The following is a 17,144-nucleotide window of genomic DNA, read 5'->3' on the forward strand; positions in this document are numbered from 1 at the left end:
CGCCGCCCCGCGGTCAAGCCGCTGCGTCGGATCGGTTCGTATTGCGAGGCTGGAGCTTCACGCGACGAAGGGACACCCCATGAGCGACCCCCAGAACTCCGCCCCCGCTGAGGAGCCGGCCGACGACGCCGCCGACCTCGGCGACGACCCCACGGTCAAGCCCAGCCAGGAGGCCGACCCGGAGGAGGGCTCCAAGGCCCCGTCGAAGGACGACCCCAACGCCGACCACCAGGCCACGGGCATCGGGGTCGTCGGCGACGAATGATCCGGATGCCGCAGGCGACCGACGGTGTCCCCGTCGATGCCCGCGGCGTCGGGGCGCATCGCCGCGCGGTGATAACCTGAAACGGTCCGCCTCCGTAGCTCAGGGGATAGAGCGTTGGTTTCCGGTACCAAAGGTCGCTGGTTCGATTCCAGTCGGGGGCACCACGATGACAAGGCCGCGATCATGGATCGCGGCCTTCGTCGTCTCCCCTTTGCCCGTCTTCGCCGGTGATGTCGCCGGTTGGCTCGGCATCCTCCTCGTCGGGGTGCGAACCGAGTCGAGTCTCTGGCGTCCAGATCGCACCCGGCCGAGTGGGCGCACCCGTTCCGACAGCCGTTGTCAAGAGCATCGGGCGATGCGGGCTCCGCCTGGGATGCTGGGACCTCACCTTCGAAAGGGGTTCGTCATGAGCATCGGAGCCGGCATCGCGCTGTTCGTCATCGGCGCCATTCTCGCCTTTGCGGTGAACATTCCCAACGACTACGTCAGCCTGAGCATGATCGGCTACATCATGATGGGCGCCGGTTTCGTGGTCTTCCTCATCGGCATCGTCCTGCTGGCCCGGCGCCGGCAGACGGACACGGTCACCCGCACCGAGGGTGTGGGCGGCGCGCAGGTGACCCGTTCGACCACGCGCTCCTCCAACGACGACCTCGTCTGATGCGCACGGGGCGAACCCCCGCGTCGCGACTGTGAACGAGCCCACCCCCACCGATCCCGACGGCGACCTGTTCGACGGGCGTTATCGTCTCGGGCGACTCCTCGGCCGGGGCGGCTACGCCGCCGTGCACGAAGCGGTCGACACCTCCCTGGAGCGCACTGTCGCGCTGAAGATCATTGACGGCGACGGAGCAGACCCCACCGATGTCGGGCGGGTCCGGTCCGAGATCCGCCTCCTCGCCTCCCTGTCGCATCCCTCTCTCGTGACGCTCTACGACGCGAAACTGGACGCACACCCGGCCTATCTGGTGATGGAGCTGATCTCCGGTCCCGTTCTGTCCGACCGCTTGGCCCGTGGGCCGCTTCCCGGGCCGGAAGCGGCTCGCATCGGTCGCGAGATCGCCGAGGCGTTCGCGGTGATCCATGCGCGAGGGATCGTCCATCGCGACGTGAAGCCCTCGAACATCCTCATCCGCCCCGCCGGCCATGCGGGGGAGACGCCGCGGGCGACCCTCGCCGACTTCGGCATCGCGGCCCTGGTGGGAGCCACGCGGGTCACCCGAGCCGACACGGTCATCGGCACCGCCGCGTATCTCAGCCCCGAGCAGGCGCGGGGGATGCCCGCCGCACCGGCGAGCGATGTCTACGCGCTCGGACTCGTCCTGCTTGAAGCGCTGACGGGGTTCCGCCCATTCGGTTCGCGGACTCCGCACGAAGCTCTGGCGGCACGGCTGGTCTCGTCGCCGGAAATCCCCGTCCACATCCCGCCGGCGTGGCGAGAGGTGCTTCAGCGCATGACCGCCCTCGAACCCGCCGAGAGACCGGATGCCGCGGGCGTGATCGTGGCGATGCGGACCGTCGCGGGGGCGTCGGTGACCGCCGCATCGACGGCAGCGCCCACGGCGGTCCTGCCGCACGCTACCGACGCGACGGGCGTCGGGGACCGCAACGATCTGACCCGTGTCCTCCCGCGATGGGATGAGGTCGCGTCCCCTCGGACCGACGATCGGACCCGTGTCCTCCCGCAGCACGACGAGGTCATCTCCCCCCGAAAGGAGGACCGCGTCCCGGTCCGGTCGTCCGCGGCCGGCGATCCCGCGCCCGATCGCGATTCGCGCCGCCCGTCTCGCACGACGGCGATCGTGGCATCCGTCCTCGCCGTGATCCTCGCCGCGGGAGCGGTGGTCACCGCCGTCGCGCTCTCGGGTTCCGGCGGCGCGGGCGGATCGAACCTGCCCCCTCTGCCGCAGCCGCTCGACCAGCACATCGACGAACTCTGGACGGAGGTGGGCCGGTGATCCGTCGCACCGCACCGGCCGCGGCCCTGCTGTTGGCCGCCACCGTCGCGCTCGCCGCGTGCGCACCGCCCGCGGCCGCCCCCACCGCCTGGCAGCAATCGGTGCAGACTGTCGCCGAGCAGGCCTCGGGAGGCGACTACGCCTCGGCGCTTGCAAGCCTCGACGCGCTCGAGGCCGCGGTCGTCTCGCGCCGCGACGCCGGCGAGATCACGACGTCGCAGGCCGATGGGATCCTGGCCCGTATTGCCACGGTCCGCGCTGACCTCGCCGCGCTCGGCCCCGTCCCGACGTCGGCGCCGGAAGAGACTGCGGACCCGGAGCCGAGCGAGACCGCCGAACCGACGCCGAGCGAGAGCGCCGAACCGGAGCCGACGGAGTCCGCGGAACCCACCCCGGACGATCCGAAGGAAGGAGCCGGCGACGAGGAACAGCCTCCCGCCAACGACAACGGCGATCCAGGTCGCGGGAACGGGGGAGCCGGGGGGAAAGAAGACAAGAAGCCCACCGAGGGAGCCTCGCCGGGACCCGGGAAGAAGGACGGGTGACCCGATTCGACCGCGGCGGTCCGAGGGCCTCCGACAGCGTGCGAGGATTGCCCGGTGCCGCGCCGCGTGACCGCTGAACTCGACCTCGATCTCGGGGGGTCCGTCGACCTCATCCTGCAGATCACCGCGGCCCAGGGCGTGCCGGTGACCGACGAGACCCTAACCTTCTCGCAGGGTGAGCGCGTGTACACGCCGACCGAGATCATCGACCAGTCCGGCAGTCGTCTGCACCGGCTGACGGGCGAGCACGGCCCCCTCTCCGTGCGTTACGAGGCGGTGGTCTCCGGTGGGGCCCAGACCCCGCGCACCAGCGACCTCGAGACCATCACCTACCTCCGCCCGAGTCGCTACTGCCAGTCCGACGAGGTGTTCGCCCAGGCGCGCCGGCAGTTCCGCGGACTTTCCGGAGAGCAACTGCTGGCGGCGGTGTCGGGCTTCGTGGCATCCACCGTCACGTACACCCCGGGACTCAGCCTCGGCACCGACAGCGCCGTGACGACGCTGATGACCGGGCAGGGCGTCTGCCGCGACTACGCCCACGTGGTCATCGCCCTGCTCCGGGCCATGGACATGCCGGCGCGCTACGCCGCGTGCTACGCCCCGGGCCTGGAACCGATGGACTTCCACGCCGTCGCGGAGGCGTACATCGATGGCAGCTGGTATGTCGTCGATGCCACCCGGTTGGCCGACCGCCGTTCGCTCGTGCGCATCGCCACCGGGCGCGACGCCGCCGACTGCGCCTTCCTGAGCTACCACGGCGGGTACGTCGGACTCGAGCGGATGCACGTCGACGCGGTACTCGAGGGCGAGATCCCGGATGCCGCGACCGTCGACGACCACGAAGCCCTCGTGCAGATCGGCTGACGCCCGCCACCCGCGCGAGCCACGATCGCCCCGCCGCTTCCGCCCCTCGCCCGCGGACGCAACGCCCCCTCTGGCGGACACGACGCAGGAGTTCCGCAGCGGCGACCGTGCAAGGAGGTCGGCTGCCTCGCCGTACCGTCCGCGTTCCTGCGCTGTGCTCGCACGCGGGGCGGGTGAGCCGGCGCCGCCTAGACTTGAGGGGCTATGGATCCCGCTGCCCTCTCCGCCGCCCTGCTCGCCGTCATCGCCCCACTCGCCGAGGCGCGGCGAGAGGGGTCCTCAGCCGGAATCGCCGCCGGAGATCTCCCGCTCGAGCGGCCCAAGAACCGCGACCACGGCGACTGGGCCTCCAACGCCGCGCTGAAGCTGTCGAAGATCGTCGGCGTGAACCCGCGGGAGTTCGCCGCCGAGGTCGCCGCGGGCCTCGAGGCCCTCGACGGCATCGCGAGCGTCGAAGTCGCCGGCCCCGGCTTCATCAACATCCGCCTGGATGCCGCGGCGGCCGGCGCCCTCGCGAAGACCATCGTCGACCGGGGGGCCGCGTTCGGCACGAACGACTCCCGCGCCGACGAGATCATCAACCTCGAGTTCGTCAGCGCCAACCCCACCGGCCCGATCCACCTCGGCGGCACTCGCTGGGCCGCGGCGGGCGACGCGCTCGCGCGGATCCTGTCGTCGCAGGGCGCGAAGGTGACCCGCGAGTACTACTTCAACGACCACGGGGCGCAGATCGACCGCTTCGCGCGCAGCCTCGTCGCCGCCCACCAGGGCGACCCGACTCCCGAAGACGGCTACGGCGGCGCGTACATCCACGACATCGCCGCGCGCGTCACCGAGCAATACGAGGGCGACATCGACGCCCTCGATCCGGACGCCAAGCAAGAGGCCTTCCGTGAGCTCGGCGTGACCCTCATGTTCGGCGAGATCAAGCAGTCGCTCCACGAGTTCGGCGTCGACTTCGACGTCTACTTCCACGAGAACGACCTGCACGACTCCGGTGCCGTCGAGCGCGCGGTCGCGCGTTTGCGCGAGCTCGGCCACATCTTCGAGGCCGACGGGGCGACGTGGCTGCGCTCGACCGAGTTCGGCGACGACAAAGACCGCGTCATCATCAAGTCCGACGGGCAGCCCGCCTACATCTCGGGCGACCTGGCGTACTACCTCGACAAGCGCGAGCGCGGGTTCAATCGCTGCATCATCATGCTCGGAGCCGACCACCACGGGTACGTTCAGCGGCTCATGGCGATGTGCGCCGCCTTCGGCGACGAGCCGAACGTCAATCTCCAGGTGCTCATTGGCCAGATGGTCAACCTCGTCCGCGACGGCCAGCCCATGCGCATGTCGAAGCGCGCCGGCACCGTGGTCACTCTGGAGGATCTGGTCGAGATCGTCGGGGTGGATGCCGCCCGCTACGCCCTGACGCGCAGCTCGGCCGACTCGAATCTCGACATCGACCTCGACGTCCTGCAGAAGCGCACAAACGACAACCCGGTGTTCTACGTGCAGTACGCGCACGCCCGGACCCACAACGTCGCGCGCAACGCGCACGGCTCCGGAGTGGACCGCTCGGAGTTCTCGCCCGAGCTGCTCGACCACGAGACCGAGTCCGCCCTGCTGGGTGCCCTTCAGGAGTTCCCGCGCATCGTGTCCTTCGCCGCGGAGGTACGCGAGCCGCACCGCGTCGCGCGCTACCTCGAAGAGCTCGCCGGTCTCTACCACCGCTGGTACGACAACTGCCGCGTCATCCCGCTGGGCGACGCGCCGGTCGAGCCGGTCCATCGCACGCGCCTGTGGCTCAACGACGCCACCGGCCAGGTGCTGCGCAACGGTCTGACGCTGCTCGGCGTCTCCGCCCCGGAACGGATGTGACCATGACGGATGCCACGACGCCCCGACGGAGGACCGGTCGCTGGGTCGCGGCGATCATCGTGGTGGTCGTGCTGCTGGTGGCAGCAGCCGTCGCCGCAGAATTCATCGCGCGCTCGGTCGTCACGAGCACGGTGCGCTCCCTGGTGGTCACCAACGTCGGGCTCCCCGACGATCAGGACATCGACGTGCAGGTGGCGGGCCTCGTCCTGCCGCAGGTGCTGGGCGGGCGACTCGACGAGGTCACGGTCGCCTCCGACGACGTCACGCTGGGGCCGATCACGGGCGACGTGCGTGTCGACCTGCGCGGCGTACCGGTCTCGGCCGGGTCGGCGGCCGACGGGGGAGTCGCTTCGGTGAGGCTCGATCAGGAGCAGTTGCGGACGCTCCTCGCGCAGCTGCCCGATCTGCCCGCCGGCACGGTGGAGGTCGCCGCACCGGACGTCACCTTCGAGACCACCCTCACGTTGTTCGGCATCGGCATCCCTGTCGGGGTGACGGCCACGCCCGGTGCCGCCGAGGGTGACCTCACGATCACCCCGACGGGCTTTCAAGTGGCGGGCAACGCGATCGACGCCGACACCCTGCGGGGCCAGTTCGGCGGCGTCGCCGATACGCTCGTGCAGACGCGCGGTCTGTGCATCGCCGACCGACTGCCCGCGGGCCTGACCCTGACGTCCGCGACCGTCCAGGGCCAGGATCTGGTGGCGACGTTCGACGTCGCCGGCGGGATCGTCAGCGATCCGGCGCTCCAGGCGGACGGCACCTGCGGCTGACAGACGCCGTGTCGCGGCTCACTCGGCGGTGACGGTGAGCAGCCCCGCTTCGACGAGCTGGTCCAGGATGCCGTCGACTGCGCGCGCAGCTTCTTCGTCGGGGGCGCCGTCGGTCGCCGCGCGCAGCAGGTCGTCTCGGGTGGCGTCGTCGGCGGCGTGCCAGAGCGCGGGCGCGGCGCCAGCGAGGACGCGCAACGTGCCTCGTCCGTCGGTCTCCCCGGTCAGCACCGCCAAGCGGTTGTCGGGGAGGGGGCATGAGTCCACCACGATGCCGCGCCGGTAGCGTCGTCCTCCGCCGTGCGACGACCCCGAGGGAGGGGTGGCGACGATCGCGTCCGACGGTGCCTCGTCGGGCTCCGGCCAGCGATGGAGATCCTCGACCATCACGTCGCCGACGAGATCGACCAGCTGCTCCGCCTCGGCGTACTCGGCCCTCAAGGCGCCGCCGGTCCGCTCGAGCACGCTCGTGATGAGGCCCAACGGCCGCGGCATCGAAGCAAGTGCGCTCGAGTGCGGTGCCAAGAGGACCAGGGCTTCCGATGCGGGCACGGGCACGAGGCGCGCCCGTGCGTGGTCGCGGTCGCGGTCGAGGAGCACGACGCGACGCACGCGCAGCGATCCGGTCGGGAGGGGCAGGAGCCCCAGGTCGCGAGGCGCGTGCTGGACCTTGTAGCCCTGCCCTTCGGTGATCACCGAGAGCGGTTTGCGGTAGCTGCGGACTGCCCCATCGGGCTCGATCCCCACCGTCTCGTCCGAGACGTACCCCCACGACCGTGCGAGCAGCCGGGTGGCGGTGGTCTTGCCGGCCCCCGAGGGGCCGACGAGGACGACGACGCCACCGTCGCGGGCGGCGAGCCCGGCCGCGTGCAGCATCCACGCCTCGCCGCGTCGCTCTTCGATCGCTGCCTGCGTCACCCTGCTCGACAGGTCGGACAGCGTCTGTCCGTCGCGGTCGCTCGAGACCGGGGCGACCACGACCTGTGCGGGAGTCGGGTCGGTCACGCGGGCGTCTGCCCAGGCGCGCGCGACGGTGTCGCGATCGGTCGCGGTCAGTGCCGACAGGTCGATGCCGACGCGAACACCGACGGCGTCGACGACGAGCGGGGAGAGGGGAGGCGGCGTCACGTCGACACCGTATGGCGCTGTTGTGCGCTCCCCGGGCGCCGGCGCGTGCACCACCCTCTCCCGCTCCTTGGCATCGCCCGTGGTGTCACCCGACACGGCGCGTGATGTCACCCGACTCGCCCCTCTCGACCGGACGCCCCCGCGGCGGGCGCTCTCCGGACGGAGCGGAACGGGCGAGCGTCGGCGACCTCGCGCACACGCGGAGGGACGGGAAGGGAGCGGCATACACCGTGCCCTAGACTGCAAGGACCACCCCTCGCGTGACTCTCCGCCGGGGGTGGAGCCGTGATCCGCGGCCGTCGCGTCGCCGCAAACCCGATTGGTCCCCCTGTGTCCGCCTCGCACTCCGCGCTCGTGCCCGAGTGGCTCACCGCCCCGGCAGAAGCGAATGAGCTCGTCGCCCCTGTCTGGCCCACGTCCGCGCGACGCGTCGACGACGGGTCCGTCGAGATCGGCGGGGTCTCGGTCTTCGACCTCCGCGACCGTTTCGGCACCCCGCTCTACGTCCTCGACGAAGACGAGGTGCGCTCCCACGCCCGTCGTGCGCGCGCGGCCTTCGAGTCCGCCGCCGCCCGCCACGGCATCCGGGCTCGTGTCTACTACGCGGGCAAGGCGTTCCTCTCGGCGGAGGTCGTACGGTGGGTCGTCGACGAGGGACTCGCGGTCGACGTCTGCACCCGCGGCGAACTCGAGGTCGCTCTGGCCGGAGGGGCGGAGCCCGCGCGACTCGGCTTCCACGGCAACAACAAGAGCGTGGGCGAGCTCGAGCGAGCGGTCGAGGTCGGCATCGGCACGGTGGTGGTCGACAGCCCCATCGAGATCGAGCGCCTCGCCGCCATCGCCGACCGCCGCGGCGTCGTGCAGTCCGTGCTGGTACGCGTGCGCACGGGCGTCCACGCCGAGACGCACGCGTTCCTGGCCACCGCGCACGAAGACCAGAAGTTCGGTTTCTCCCTCCCGGGGGCGGCCGACGCGGTCGCCCGCATCCGCGAGCTCCCCAGCCTGCGCTTCGTGGGGTTGCACGCCCACATCGGTTCGCAGATCTTCGATTCGTCGGGTTTCCGGGAGTCGGCCGCTCGCCTGGTCGACCTGCACGCCGACCTGCTCGCCGGAGGGGACATCCCGCTCCTCAACGTCGGTGGCGGCTTCGGCATCTCGTACACCTCCGTCGATGACCCGAAGCCCATCGAAGAGATCGCCGACGGCATCCTGGATGCCATCGCCGACGAGTGCGCGGTCCGCGGCATCCCGATGCCCGACGTCGCCACCGAACCCGGCCGAGTCATCGTGGGCCAGGCCGGCGTGACGCTGTACGAGATCGGCACGGTCAAGACGGTCACGGCGGCCGAGGGTCTCGATCGCACGTACGTCAGCGTCGACGGCGGCATGAGCGACAACGCCCGCCCCGCCCTCTACGGCGCCGACTTCTCGGCGCGCGTCGTCTCGCGCGCCAGCACGGCGTCCCCGGCGCTGGCGCGCGTCGTGGGCCGCCACTGCGAGTCGGGAGACATCGTCGTGGATGCCGAATACCTCCCCGCCGACGTCGCCCCCGGCGATCTGCTGGGCGTTCCTGCGACCGGTGCTTACTGCTTCTCGCTCGCGAGCAACTACAACTACACCCCGCGTCCGCCCGTCGTCGCGGTGCGCGACGGCCGGGCGCGCGTCATCGTGCGCGGCGAGACCGTCGACGATCTCCTCGCGCGCGACGCCGGCATCCCGGCATCCACCCTGATCGACACACCCCACGGAGACACCGAATGACCGACTACCGCACGCTCCGCGTGGCGCTCCTCGGCGCCGGCGCGGTCGGCTCGCAGGTCGCCGACCTCCTGCTCAGGCACGGCGACGAACTCGCCGACCGCGCGGGCGCGAAGCTCGAGCTCGCCGGCATCGCCGTGCGAAACCTCGACTCGAAGCGCGACGTCGAGCTGCCCCGCGAACTCTTCACCACGGATGCCGAGACACTCATCGTCGGCAGTGACATCGTCATCGAGCTGATGGGCGGCATCGAGCCCGCCCGCACGCAGGTGCTGCACGCGATCGCGTCCGGGGCCGACGTCGTCACCGCGAACAAGGCGCTGCTGGCCACCCACGGGTCCGAGGTCTTCGAGGCCGCCGACCAGGTGGGGGCCGAGGTGTACTACGAGGCAGCCGCCGCCGGGGCCATCCCCATCATCCGGCCCCTGCGCGACTCGCTCGCCGGCGACCGGGTCGTGCGCATCATGGGCATCGTCAACGGCACCACCAACTACATCCTCGACCGCATGGACACCGAGGGCGCCGACTTCGCCGACGTGCTCGCGCAGGCGCAGGCCCTCGGCTATGCCGAGGCCGACCCCACCGCCGATGTCGAAGGCCACGACGCGGCGCAGAAAGCCGCGATCCTCGCCAGCCTCGCTTTCCACACCGCGGTTCCCCTGGATGCCGTGCACCGCGAGGGGATCACCTCGGTCGACGCCGCGATGATCGAATCCGCCCGCCACGCGGGCTACGTCATCAAGCTGCTCGCGGTGTGCGAGCGCCTCGCCGCCGAAGAGGGCGGCACCGAGTCGATCTCGGTGCGCGTGTACCCGGCCCTCGTGAACCGCTCGCACCCCCTCGCGAGCGTGCACGGCGCCAACAACGCCGTCTTCGTGCAGGCCGAGGCCGCGGGTGACCTGATGTTCTACGGCGCCGGCGCCGGCGGCGTGCAGACCGCCTCCGCCGTGCTCGGCGACGTCGTCTCGGCCGCGCGTCGGCACATCGCGGGGGGCGTGGGCGTGGGGGAGTCCACCCGCGCGAATCTGCCTGCCGTGCCCATCGGACGCGTCATCACGCGCTACCAGATCACGCTCGAGGTCGATGATCAGCCTGGCGTGCTCGCCACGGTCGCCGGCATCTTGAGCGAGGGTCGCGTGTCGATCGCCACCGTCGAGCAGACCGTCATCGAGGCCTCTCCGGATGCCGCCGAGGCGGGCGCATCGACGGACTCAGCGACCGGAGCGGGCTCGGCCCGTCTGGTCATCGGAACACACAAGGCCCGCGAGCAGGACCTGAGCGAGACCGTCCAGCGTCTTGCCGAGAGCGGCGTCGTCGAGCGCGTGGTGTCCGTGCTGCGCGTGGAAGGGAACTGAACATGGCTCATCTCTGGCGCGGAGTCCTCCGCGAATACGCCGACCGTCTGGGCGTGACCGACGCCTCCACCGTCGTCACCCTCGGCGAGGGCGGCACGCCCCTCATCCCCGCACCCGCCCTGTCGCGCCGCACCGGCGCCGACGTCTGGGTGAAGTTCGAGGGCATGAACCCCACCGGCTCGTTCAAGGACCGCGGCATGACCGTGGCCCTCTCTCGCGCCGTGGAGCACGGAGCCAAGGCCGTCATCTGCGCCTCGACCGGCAACACCTCCGCCTCGGCCGCTGCCTACGCCGCGCACGCCGGCATCACCGCCGCCGTCCTGGTGCCCGAGGGAAAGATCGCGATGGGCAAGCTCAGCCAGGCCGTCGCGCACAACGGGCGCCTCATCCAGATCCGCGGCAATTTCGACGACTGCCTCGAGATCGCTCGAGAGCTCGCCGACCACTACCCGGTGCACCTGGTCAACTCCGTCAACCCCGATCGCATCGAGGGGCAGAAGACCGCGGCGTACGAGGTCGTGGAGCAGTTGGGCGACGCGCCCGACTTCCACTTCATCCCCGTGGGCAACGCGGGCAACTACACCGCGTACTCGCGCGGCTACCGGGAAGAGGCCGCGCGCGGCGTCGCCACGCGCGTGCCCCGCATGTTCGGCTTCCAGGCCGCCGGCTCCGCCCCGCTCGTGCGCGGCGAGGTCGTGAAGAACCCCGAGACGATCGCCAGCGCGATCCGCATCGGCAACCCCGCCTCGTGGGACCTCGCGCTCGAAGCGCGCGACGCCACCGACGGCTGGTTCGGGGCGATCGACGACGACGGCATCCTCGAGGCGCAGAAGATCCTCGCGGGCGAGGTCGGCGTCTTCGTCGAACCCGCGTCGGCGATCAGCGTCGCGGGTCTGCTCAGCCGTGCCGAGGCGGGGATCGTCCCGGCTGGCGCGAAGGTCGTGCTGACCGTCACCGGTCACGGCCTGAAAGACCCCCAGTGGGCGCTGCGCAACGCCGACGGCACGACCGTCGAGCCCACCGTCGTCGACGCGGCAACCTCGGAGGTCGCCTCGGTGCTCGACCTGCAGCCGGTGACCGCGTGAGCTCAGGCCCCGGTCGTCGGGTCGCCGTCCGCGTTCCCGCCACCAGCGCGAACCTCGGCCCCGGCTTCGACACCCTCGGTCTGGCGTTGAGCGTCTACGACGATCTCGTCGTGGAGCAGCTCGACACCGACCGCCTCGAGATCGAGGTCGCGGGCGAAGGCACGGCCGACGTGCCGCGAGACGCCTCGCATCTGGTCGTCCGTGCTATGGCGCACACGTACGCGTCGGTCGGCCGCACCCTTCCGGGGCTGCGGCTGACCGCGCACAACGTCATCCCGCACGGGCGCGGTATGGGCTCCTCGGGGGCCGCTGTCGTCGCGGGCATCCTGGCCGCCACGGGTCTGCTCGAGGGCGAGGAGTCCTTTACCGACGTCGACCTCCTGCGCCTGGCGACCGAGCTCGAGGGTCACCCCGACAACGTCGCCCCGGGGCTTTTCGGTGGTCTGACGATCGCGTGGATGGATGCCGCGGGCCCGCAGCACAAGCAACTCATCGTGCACCGTGGCGTCTCGCCGCTGGTGTTCGTGCCGGGCTTCACGATGTCGACCGCCGTCGCGCGCAGTCTGCAGCCCCTTCAGGTCCCGCGCGAGGACGCCGTGTTCAACGTCTCGCGGTCGGCCCTGCTCATCGCCGCGATGACCCAGAGCCCCGAACTGCTCATGGCCGCCACGGAAGACAAGCTGCACCAGAACTACCGCGCACAGGCGATGCCCGAGACCGACCGGCTCGTGCGGGCTCTCCGCGCCGAGGGATATGCGGCGGTCGTCTCGGGGGCGGGGCCGAGCGTCCTGGTGCTCGCCGACGGGCCGGGTCAGCGACTCGAGGCCGCGGATCTCATGGCATCCGTCGTCGACACCCCGTGGCAGGCGCTCATGCTCGCCGTCGACGTCAAGGGTGGTACAGTGAAAAACGCAGAGGGTTCCGCGTAACTTCGCGAATCTGAGCCTCTGCACACTTGCGAAATCCGCAACACATCGCGAACCCGGTATCGGCTGCAGTCTCCCGAACCGCTGGTGTCACTTCGTCTGCGATCTGCACGGCGAAGCGCGATCTGACACGTTTCATTCTGAGGAGCACTCGTGGAGTCCATCTCCGAGACCCAGCCCGTCGACGCGCCCGAGGGCGCCGAGATCCCCGCCGACGAGCAGCCCACGGCTGACGCGCAGGGGACCGACACCCCGGGCACCGACACCGACCAGGTAGCCGAGACCGAGGGCACGGACGCCCCGGACGCCGAGGCCGCCGACGCCCCGGCTCAGCCCGAGGCTCTGTTCGCGGACGACGCGATCGTGGCTGGGGCCCCGGCCGCTGACGACGCCTCCGACGTTTCGACGACGGACGCGTCGGCGGCTTCGGCCGAATCGTCGGCGAACGCCGAGCCCGCCGCAGCTGAGTCGGGTGCCGAGCCCGCCGCCGTTGAGCCCGCCGTCGTCGAGACGGCGCCCGCGGAGGAGGCCGTCCCGGTCGAGAAGCCCGCCCGCGCTCCGCGCAAGCGCGCTCCCCGCCGGGCGACGACCGCGACCGCCAAGGAGAAGGCGGCCGCCGAGGCCGCTGCTGCCGAAGCCGCTGCCGCCGAAGCTGCTGCCGCCGAAGCCGCCGCCGTCGAGGCCGCCGCCGCTCGGGCCACGGCTGCTGAGGACGAGGCCGTCGCTCCGGCCGCCGATGCCGCGTCCGACGAGACGTCGACCACCCCGGTGACGACCGCGACCGATGTCGCTGAAGACGCTGCTGCCGCCGCCGAAACGCCCGTCGCCGAGACGGCTGATGCGGTGGATGCCGAGGCCGATTCCGCCGCCGCCGACGAGACCGGCGTCGCCGGAGCGCCCGAGCCGTCGACCGAGGCGGCCGACGCCGAGGCGAGCGAGTCGGTCGCGTCCGAGAACGCCGACCAGGCCGACGAGGCTCCGGCCCGCGGTCGTGGCCGAAGCCGCTCGCGCAACCGCAACCGCAACAAGCCCGATGCGGCAGCCGACGCGACCGCTCCGGCCGCTTCCGCCGACGAGGCCGATGCGCCGCAGCAGGGCGCGCCGCGCGAGAACGCCCAGCGCGAGAACACCCAGCGCGAGAACACCCAGCGCGAGAACACCCAGCGCGACAATGCCCAACGCGAGAACGCCCAGCGCGAGAGCGGCCAGCAGAACACCCCGCAGCGCGACAACGCTCAGCAGGGCGGTCAGCAGGCGCAGACGCAGCAGGGAACGGCGAACGGCCGCAACCGTCAGCGCAACAAGCGCCGCGGCCAGAGCACCACGGGCGACGAGTTCGAGACCGAGATCGGCGAGGACGACGTTCTCGTTCCCATCGCGGGCGTGCTCGACGTGCTCGACAACTACGCGTTCGTGCGCACGACGGGCTACCTCCCCGGCCCCAGCGACGTCTACGTTTCCCTCGGCCAGGTGAAGAAGTACAACCTGCGCAAGGGCGACGCGGTCGTCGGCGCGATCAAGCAGCCCCGTGACGGTGAGCAGTCGGGTCGTCAGAAGTACAACGCGCTCGTGCAGGTCGACTCGATCAACGGTCTGTCGGTCGAGGACGCCGCCACCCGCGTCGAGTTCAACAACCTCACGCCGCTGTACCCCCAGGAGCGCCTCCGCCTGGAGACCGGACCCGAGAAGCTCACGCAGCGCATCATCGACCTGGTGGCCCCGGTCGGCAAGGGCCAGCGCGGCCTCATCGTGGCGCCGCCCAAGGCCGGCAAGACCATTGTTCTGCAGCAGATCGCCAACGCGATCGCCACGAACAACCCCGAGGTCCACCTCATGGTCGTGCTCGTCGACGAGCGCCCCGAAGAGGTCACCGACATGCAGCGCACCGTTCGCGGCGAGGTCATCGCGTCGACCTTCGACCGTCCGGCCGAAGACCACACCACGGTCGCCGAACTCGCCATCGAACGCGCGAAGCGCCTGGTCGAGCTCGGCCGCGACGTCGTCGTGCTGCTCGACTCCATCACCCGCCTCGGCCGCGCGTACAACCTCGCCGCCCCCACCTCCGGCCGGGTGCTGTCCGGGGGAGTCGACGCCTCGGCGCTGTACCCGCCGAAGCGCTTCTTCGGCGCCGCGCGCAACATCGAGAACGGCGGGTCCCTCACGATCCTCGCCACCGCCCTGGTGGAGACCGGCTCGAAGATGGACGACGTGATCTTCGAGGAGTTCAAGGGCACCGGCAACAGCGAGTTGCGCCTGAACCGCCACCTCGCTGACAAGCGCATCTTCCCCGCGGTCGACGTCAACGCGTCGAGCACGCGTCGGGAGGAGATGCTGCTGTCTCCCGACGAGGTGAAGATCACCTGGAAGCTCCGGCGCGCCCTGGCAGGTCTCGAGCCCCAGCAGGCACTCGAGGTCGTGCTCGGCAAGCTCAAAGAGACCCAGTCGAACGTCGAGTTCCTCGTGCAGATGCAGAAGTCGATCCCGGCGCCCTCGCGCGGCGGTGACGACAACAGCATCCGCTGACCCGGATCGCGTACGCGATGTCGGTGCCCGCGATGTTCGAGTCGGTCCGCGCACTTCTCGACGAGCACAAAGCCGTCCAAGAGGAGCTCTCCGACCCGGCTGTCCACGCCGACGCCGTGCGGGCCAAACGCGTCAACCGGCGGTACGCGGAGCTTTCGCGCATCGTCGCGGCGCACGAGGCGTGGGTGCTGGCATCCGATGATCTGGATGCCGCCCGGGAGCTCGCGCGCGAAGACGAGGCGTTCGCCGACGAGGTGCCGGGAATGGAACAGCGGGTCGCCGAGACGCAGGAGCGTCTGCGCCGTCTGCTCATCCCGCGCGACCCCGACGATGCCCGCGACGTGATCATGGAGATCAAGGGGGGCGAGGGGGGAGCGGAGAGCGCCCTCTTCGCGGCCGACCTCCTGCGCATGTACCTGCAGTACGCGGCATCCATGGGATGGAAGACCGAACTGCTCGAGCGCACCGAATCCGACCTGGGCGGCTACAAAGACGTCCAGGTCGCGATCAAAGGATCCTCGAGCGATCCGGCGCAGGGCGTCTGGGCGCACCTGAAGTACGAGGGCGGCGTGCACCGCGTGCAGCGGGTTCCGGCGACCGAGTCGCAGGGGCGCATCCACACCTCCACGACCGGTGTGCTGGTGTTCCCCGAGGTCGACGAGCCGGAAGAGGTCGGGATCGATCCCAATGACCTGAAGATCGACGTGTTCCGTTCGTCGGGACCGGGCGGCCAGTCGGTCAACACCACCGACTCCGCCGTGCGCATCACGCACGTTCCGACGGGCATCGTCGTGTCGATGCAGAACGAGAAGTCGCAGCTGCAGAACCGCGAGGCCGGTATGCGCGTGCTCCGTGCCCGGCTGCTCGCCAAGCAGCAGGAGGAGCGCGACGCGGTCGCCGCCGACGCGCGCAAGTCGCAGATCCGCGGCATGGACCGCTCCGAGCGCATCCGCACCTACAACTTCCCCGAGAACCGCATCGCCGATCACCGCACGGGATACAAGGCGTACAACCTCGACCAGGTGATGGACGGCGCCCTCGGCCCGATCATCGAGTCGGCGATCACCGCCGACGAAGAAGCCCGGCTCGCTGCCCTCGCCGACGGCTAACGGGCGCGCCTGTCCGACACGGACGGAGGAGCGCGCGACGCGTCGACCGTTGCCGACGAGGGAGACCCTGGCGGGATGCGACGTGGGTTCGGACGTGCGTGCTCGGTTCGTCCGACACCGGAGGACGAGGGGGGAGAGTCCGTGGCACCCTCCCCCTTCTCACGCGCCTCGGCGCGTTCCGCTCAGCGGCAGCTGATCGCCGAGTACGGCGCGGTGATCGTGCGCGAACCGGATGCGCCCGTGGCCGTCACCTCGACCGAGCCAGCGGTGACCGACGCGGCGCGGACGGTCGTCGCCGTCGAGACCGATGCCCCGGGGACCACGGCACTGTGGGTCTTGCCACCCCATGCGGAGGTGACGGTGAGGTCGGCGGCGGCGTCGCTGTCGTTCGTCGCCCTCGTGGTGACGATGACCTTGCCCGCGACGCACCGCGACGAGGCGACGGCGCTGACGGCGGGTCCCGGGGGTGCCGTGGCGGTGATGGTCGCGATCGCCGGCGTACCCGCCGAGTTGGCGAGCTGTCCGCGCACCTGCACTGTGTCCCCGGCCTTCTTGAGCGACGACAGATCGGCTTTGTCCCAGGTGACGGCGACGGTCTCGCGGTGACCGTCCTTGAAGGTCGCCTGCGCCGTCCCGGGGAGCGAGACCTCGGTGGAGCCGGCTTGCACGGTGGTGGCGATCGGGTCGACGGACGTCACCAGCAGCGAGGGGTTCCACTTCGCGGCGAGCGCGTCGCGCTCTTTCGCCGTGATGGCGAGGATCGAGCCGTGGCGCGGCGAGGCGGGCAGCGAGAAGCTGGACGGGATCGTCCACTGGATGTCACCCTCGAGCGAGTTGGTGCCGAGCGGGATGTAGCCGCGGCCGCCGTAGTTGTCGACCCACAGGAAGTACGTGTAGCCGGCGCGGTCGCCTTCGTTGGCCTTGAAGATCTCGGGACCTTCGACCTCGGGGGTGCCGGCGGTGCGGCCGATGCACGTGTCGATGAGAGA

General features: G+C 70.9%; 15 protein-coding genes and 1 tRNA gene. 14 read left to right on the plus strand and 2 right to left on the minus strand.

The genetic code is table 11. The annotated features are described in order from the left end of the window. The first annotated feature begins 79 nt into the window (after window positions 1-79). From MT347_RS16860 to MT347_RS16895, 8 genes are all read left to right on the plus strand, one after another. On the plus strand, window positions 80-265 hold the full coding sequence (locus MT347_RS16860; protein ID WP_243502546.1) for a hypothetical protein: 186 nt from the start codon (window positions 80-82) through the stop codon (window positions 263-265). Window positions 266-353: 88 nt separating this feature from the next. Further along, window positions 354-429: transfer RNA gene (locus tag MT347_RS16865), tRNA-Arg, on the plus strand. Between the two features lie 242 nt (window positions 430-671). Next, on the plus strand, window positions 672-926 hold the full coding sequence (locus MT347_RS16870) for a DUF6458 family protein (RefSeq protein WP_243502547.1): 255 nt from the start codon (window positions 672-674) through the stop codon (window positions 924-926). Window positions 927-957: 31 nt separating this feature from the next. Continuing rightward, window positions 958-2,223, plus strand: a complete 1,266-nt coding sequence (locus MT347_RS16875) for a serine/threonine-protein kinase (RefSeq protein ID WP_243502548.1) — start codon at window positions 958-960, stop codon at window positions 2,221-2,223. Next, on the plus strand, window positions 2,220-2,768 hold the full coding sequence (locus MT347_RS16880) for a hypothetical protein (protein WP_243502549.1): 549 nt from the start codon (window positions 2,220-2,222) through the stop codon (window positions 2,766-2,768). Before MT347_RS16875 ends, MT347_RS16880 begins: the two co-directional genes overlap by 4 nt. A 54-nt stretch (window positions 2,769-2,822) precedes the next feature. Next, window positions 2,823-3,632, plus strand: a complete 810-nt coding sequence (locus MT347_RS16885) for a transglutaminase family protein (RefSeq protein WP_243502550.1) — start codon at window positions 2,823-2,825, stop codon at window positions 3,630-3,632. 204 nt (window positions 3,633-3,836) lie between these two features. Next, window positions 3,837-5,501, plus strand: coding sequence for an arginine--tRNA ligase (argS, locus tag MT347_RS16890; RefSeq protein ID WP_243502551.1), 1,665 nt, complete (start codon window positions 3,837-3,839; stop codon window positions 5,499-5,501). Between the two features lie 2 nt (window positions 5,502-5,503). After that, a complete protein-coding gene (locus tag MT347_RS16895) occupies window positions 5,504-6,274 on the plus strand; it encodes a DUF2993 domain-containing protein (RefSeq protein WP_243502552.1) in 771 nt (256 codons plus the stop codon). A gap of 18 nt (window positions 6,275-6,292) precedes the next feature. Here the strand turns inward: MT347_RS16895 and MT347_RS16900 are convergent, their stop codons facing one another. Further along, on the minus strand, window positions 6,293-7,399 hold the full coding sequence (locus tag MT347_RS16900) for a hypothetical protein (RefSeq protein WP_243502553.1): 1,107 nt from the start codon (window positions 7,397-7,399) through the stop codon (window positions 6,293-6,295). Between the two features lie 330 nt (window positions 7,400-7,729). Between MT347_RS16900 and lysA the strand changes: the two genes are divergently transcribed. The 6 genes from lysA to prfA all read left to right on the plus strand — a co-directional run bounded on the left by lysA (window position 7,730) and on the right by prfA (window position 16,155). Further along, a complete protein-coding gene (lysA, locus tag MT347_RS16905; protein WP_243502554.1) occupies window positions 7,730-9,160 on the plus strand; it encodes a diaminopimelate decarboxylase in 1,431 nt (476 codons plus the stop codon). Beyond that, window positions 9,157-10,512 (plus strand): homoserine dehydrogenase, encoded by a 1,356-nt coding sequence (locus MT347_RS16910; RefSeq protein ID WP_243502555.1) that lies wholly within the window; start codon window positions 9,157-9,159, stop codon window positions 10,510-10,512. The genes lysA and MT347_RS16910 overlap by 4 nt, the downstream gene beginning before the upstream one ends. Window positions 10,513-10,514: 2 nt before the next feature. Then, window positions 10,515-11,597 (plus strand): threonine synthase, encoded by a 1,083-nt coding sequence (gene thrC / locus MT347_RS16915; protein ID WP_243502556.1) that lies wholly within the window; start codon window positions 10,515-10,517, stop codon window positions 11,595-11,597. Beyond that, window positions 11,594-12,526 (plus strand): homoserine kinase, encoded by a 933-nt coding sequence (thrB, locus tag MT347_RS16920; RefSeq protein WP_243502557.1) that lies wholly within the window; start codon window positions 11,594-11,596, stop codon window positions 12,524-12,526. Before thrC ends, thrB begins: the two co-directional genes overlap by 4 nt. 150 nt (window positions 12,527-12,676) lie before the next feature. Then, on the plus strand, window positions 12,677-15,046 hold the full coding sequence (gene rho / locus MT347_RS16925; RefSeq protein WP_243502558.1) for a transcription termination factor Rho: 2,370 nt from the start codon (window positions 12,677-12,679) through the stop codon (window positions 15,044-15,046). Between the two features lie 32 nt (window positions 15,047-15,078). Continuing rightward, the gene (prfA, locus tag MT347_RS16930; RefSeq protein ID WP_243502559.1) at window positions 15,079-16,155 is read left to right on the plus strand and encodes a peptide chain release factor 1; all 1,077 of its coding nucleotides are present in this window, start codon (window positions 15,079-15,081) and stop codon (window positions 16,153-16,155) included. 182 nt (window positions 16,156-16,337) lie between these two features. Here the strand turns inward: prfA and MT347_RS16935 are convergent. Then, a partial coding sequence (locus MT347_RS16935; protein WP_243502560.1) for an Ig-like domain-containing protein occupies window positions 16,338-17,144 on the minus strand: 807 nt, incomplete at its 5' end.

Source organism: Microbacterium sp. VKM Ac-2923 (assembly GCF_022815605.1).
In the GTDB taxonomy this organism is placed as follows: domain Bacteria; phylum Actinomycetota; class Actinomycetes; order Actinomycetales; family Microbacteriaceae; genus Microbacterium.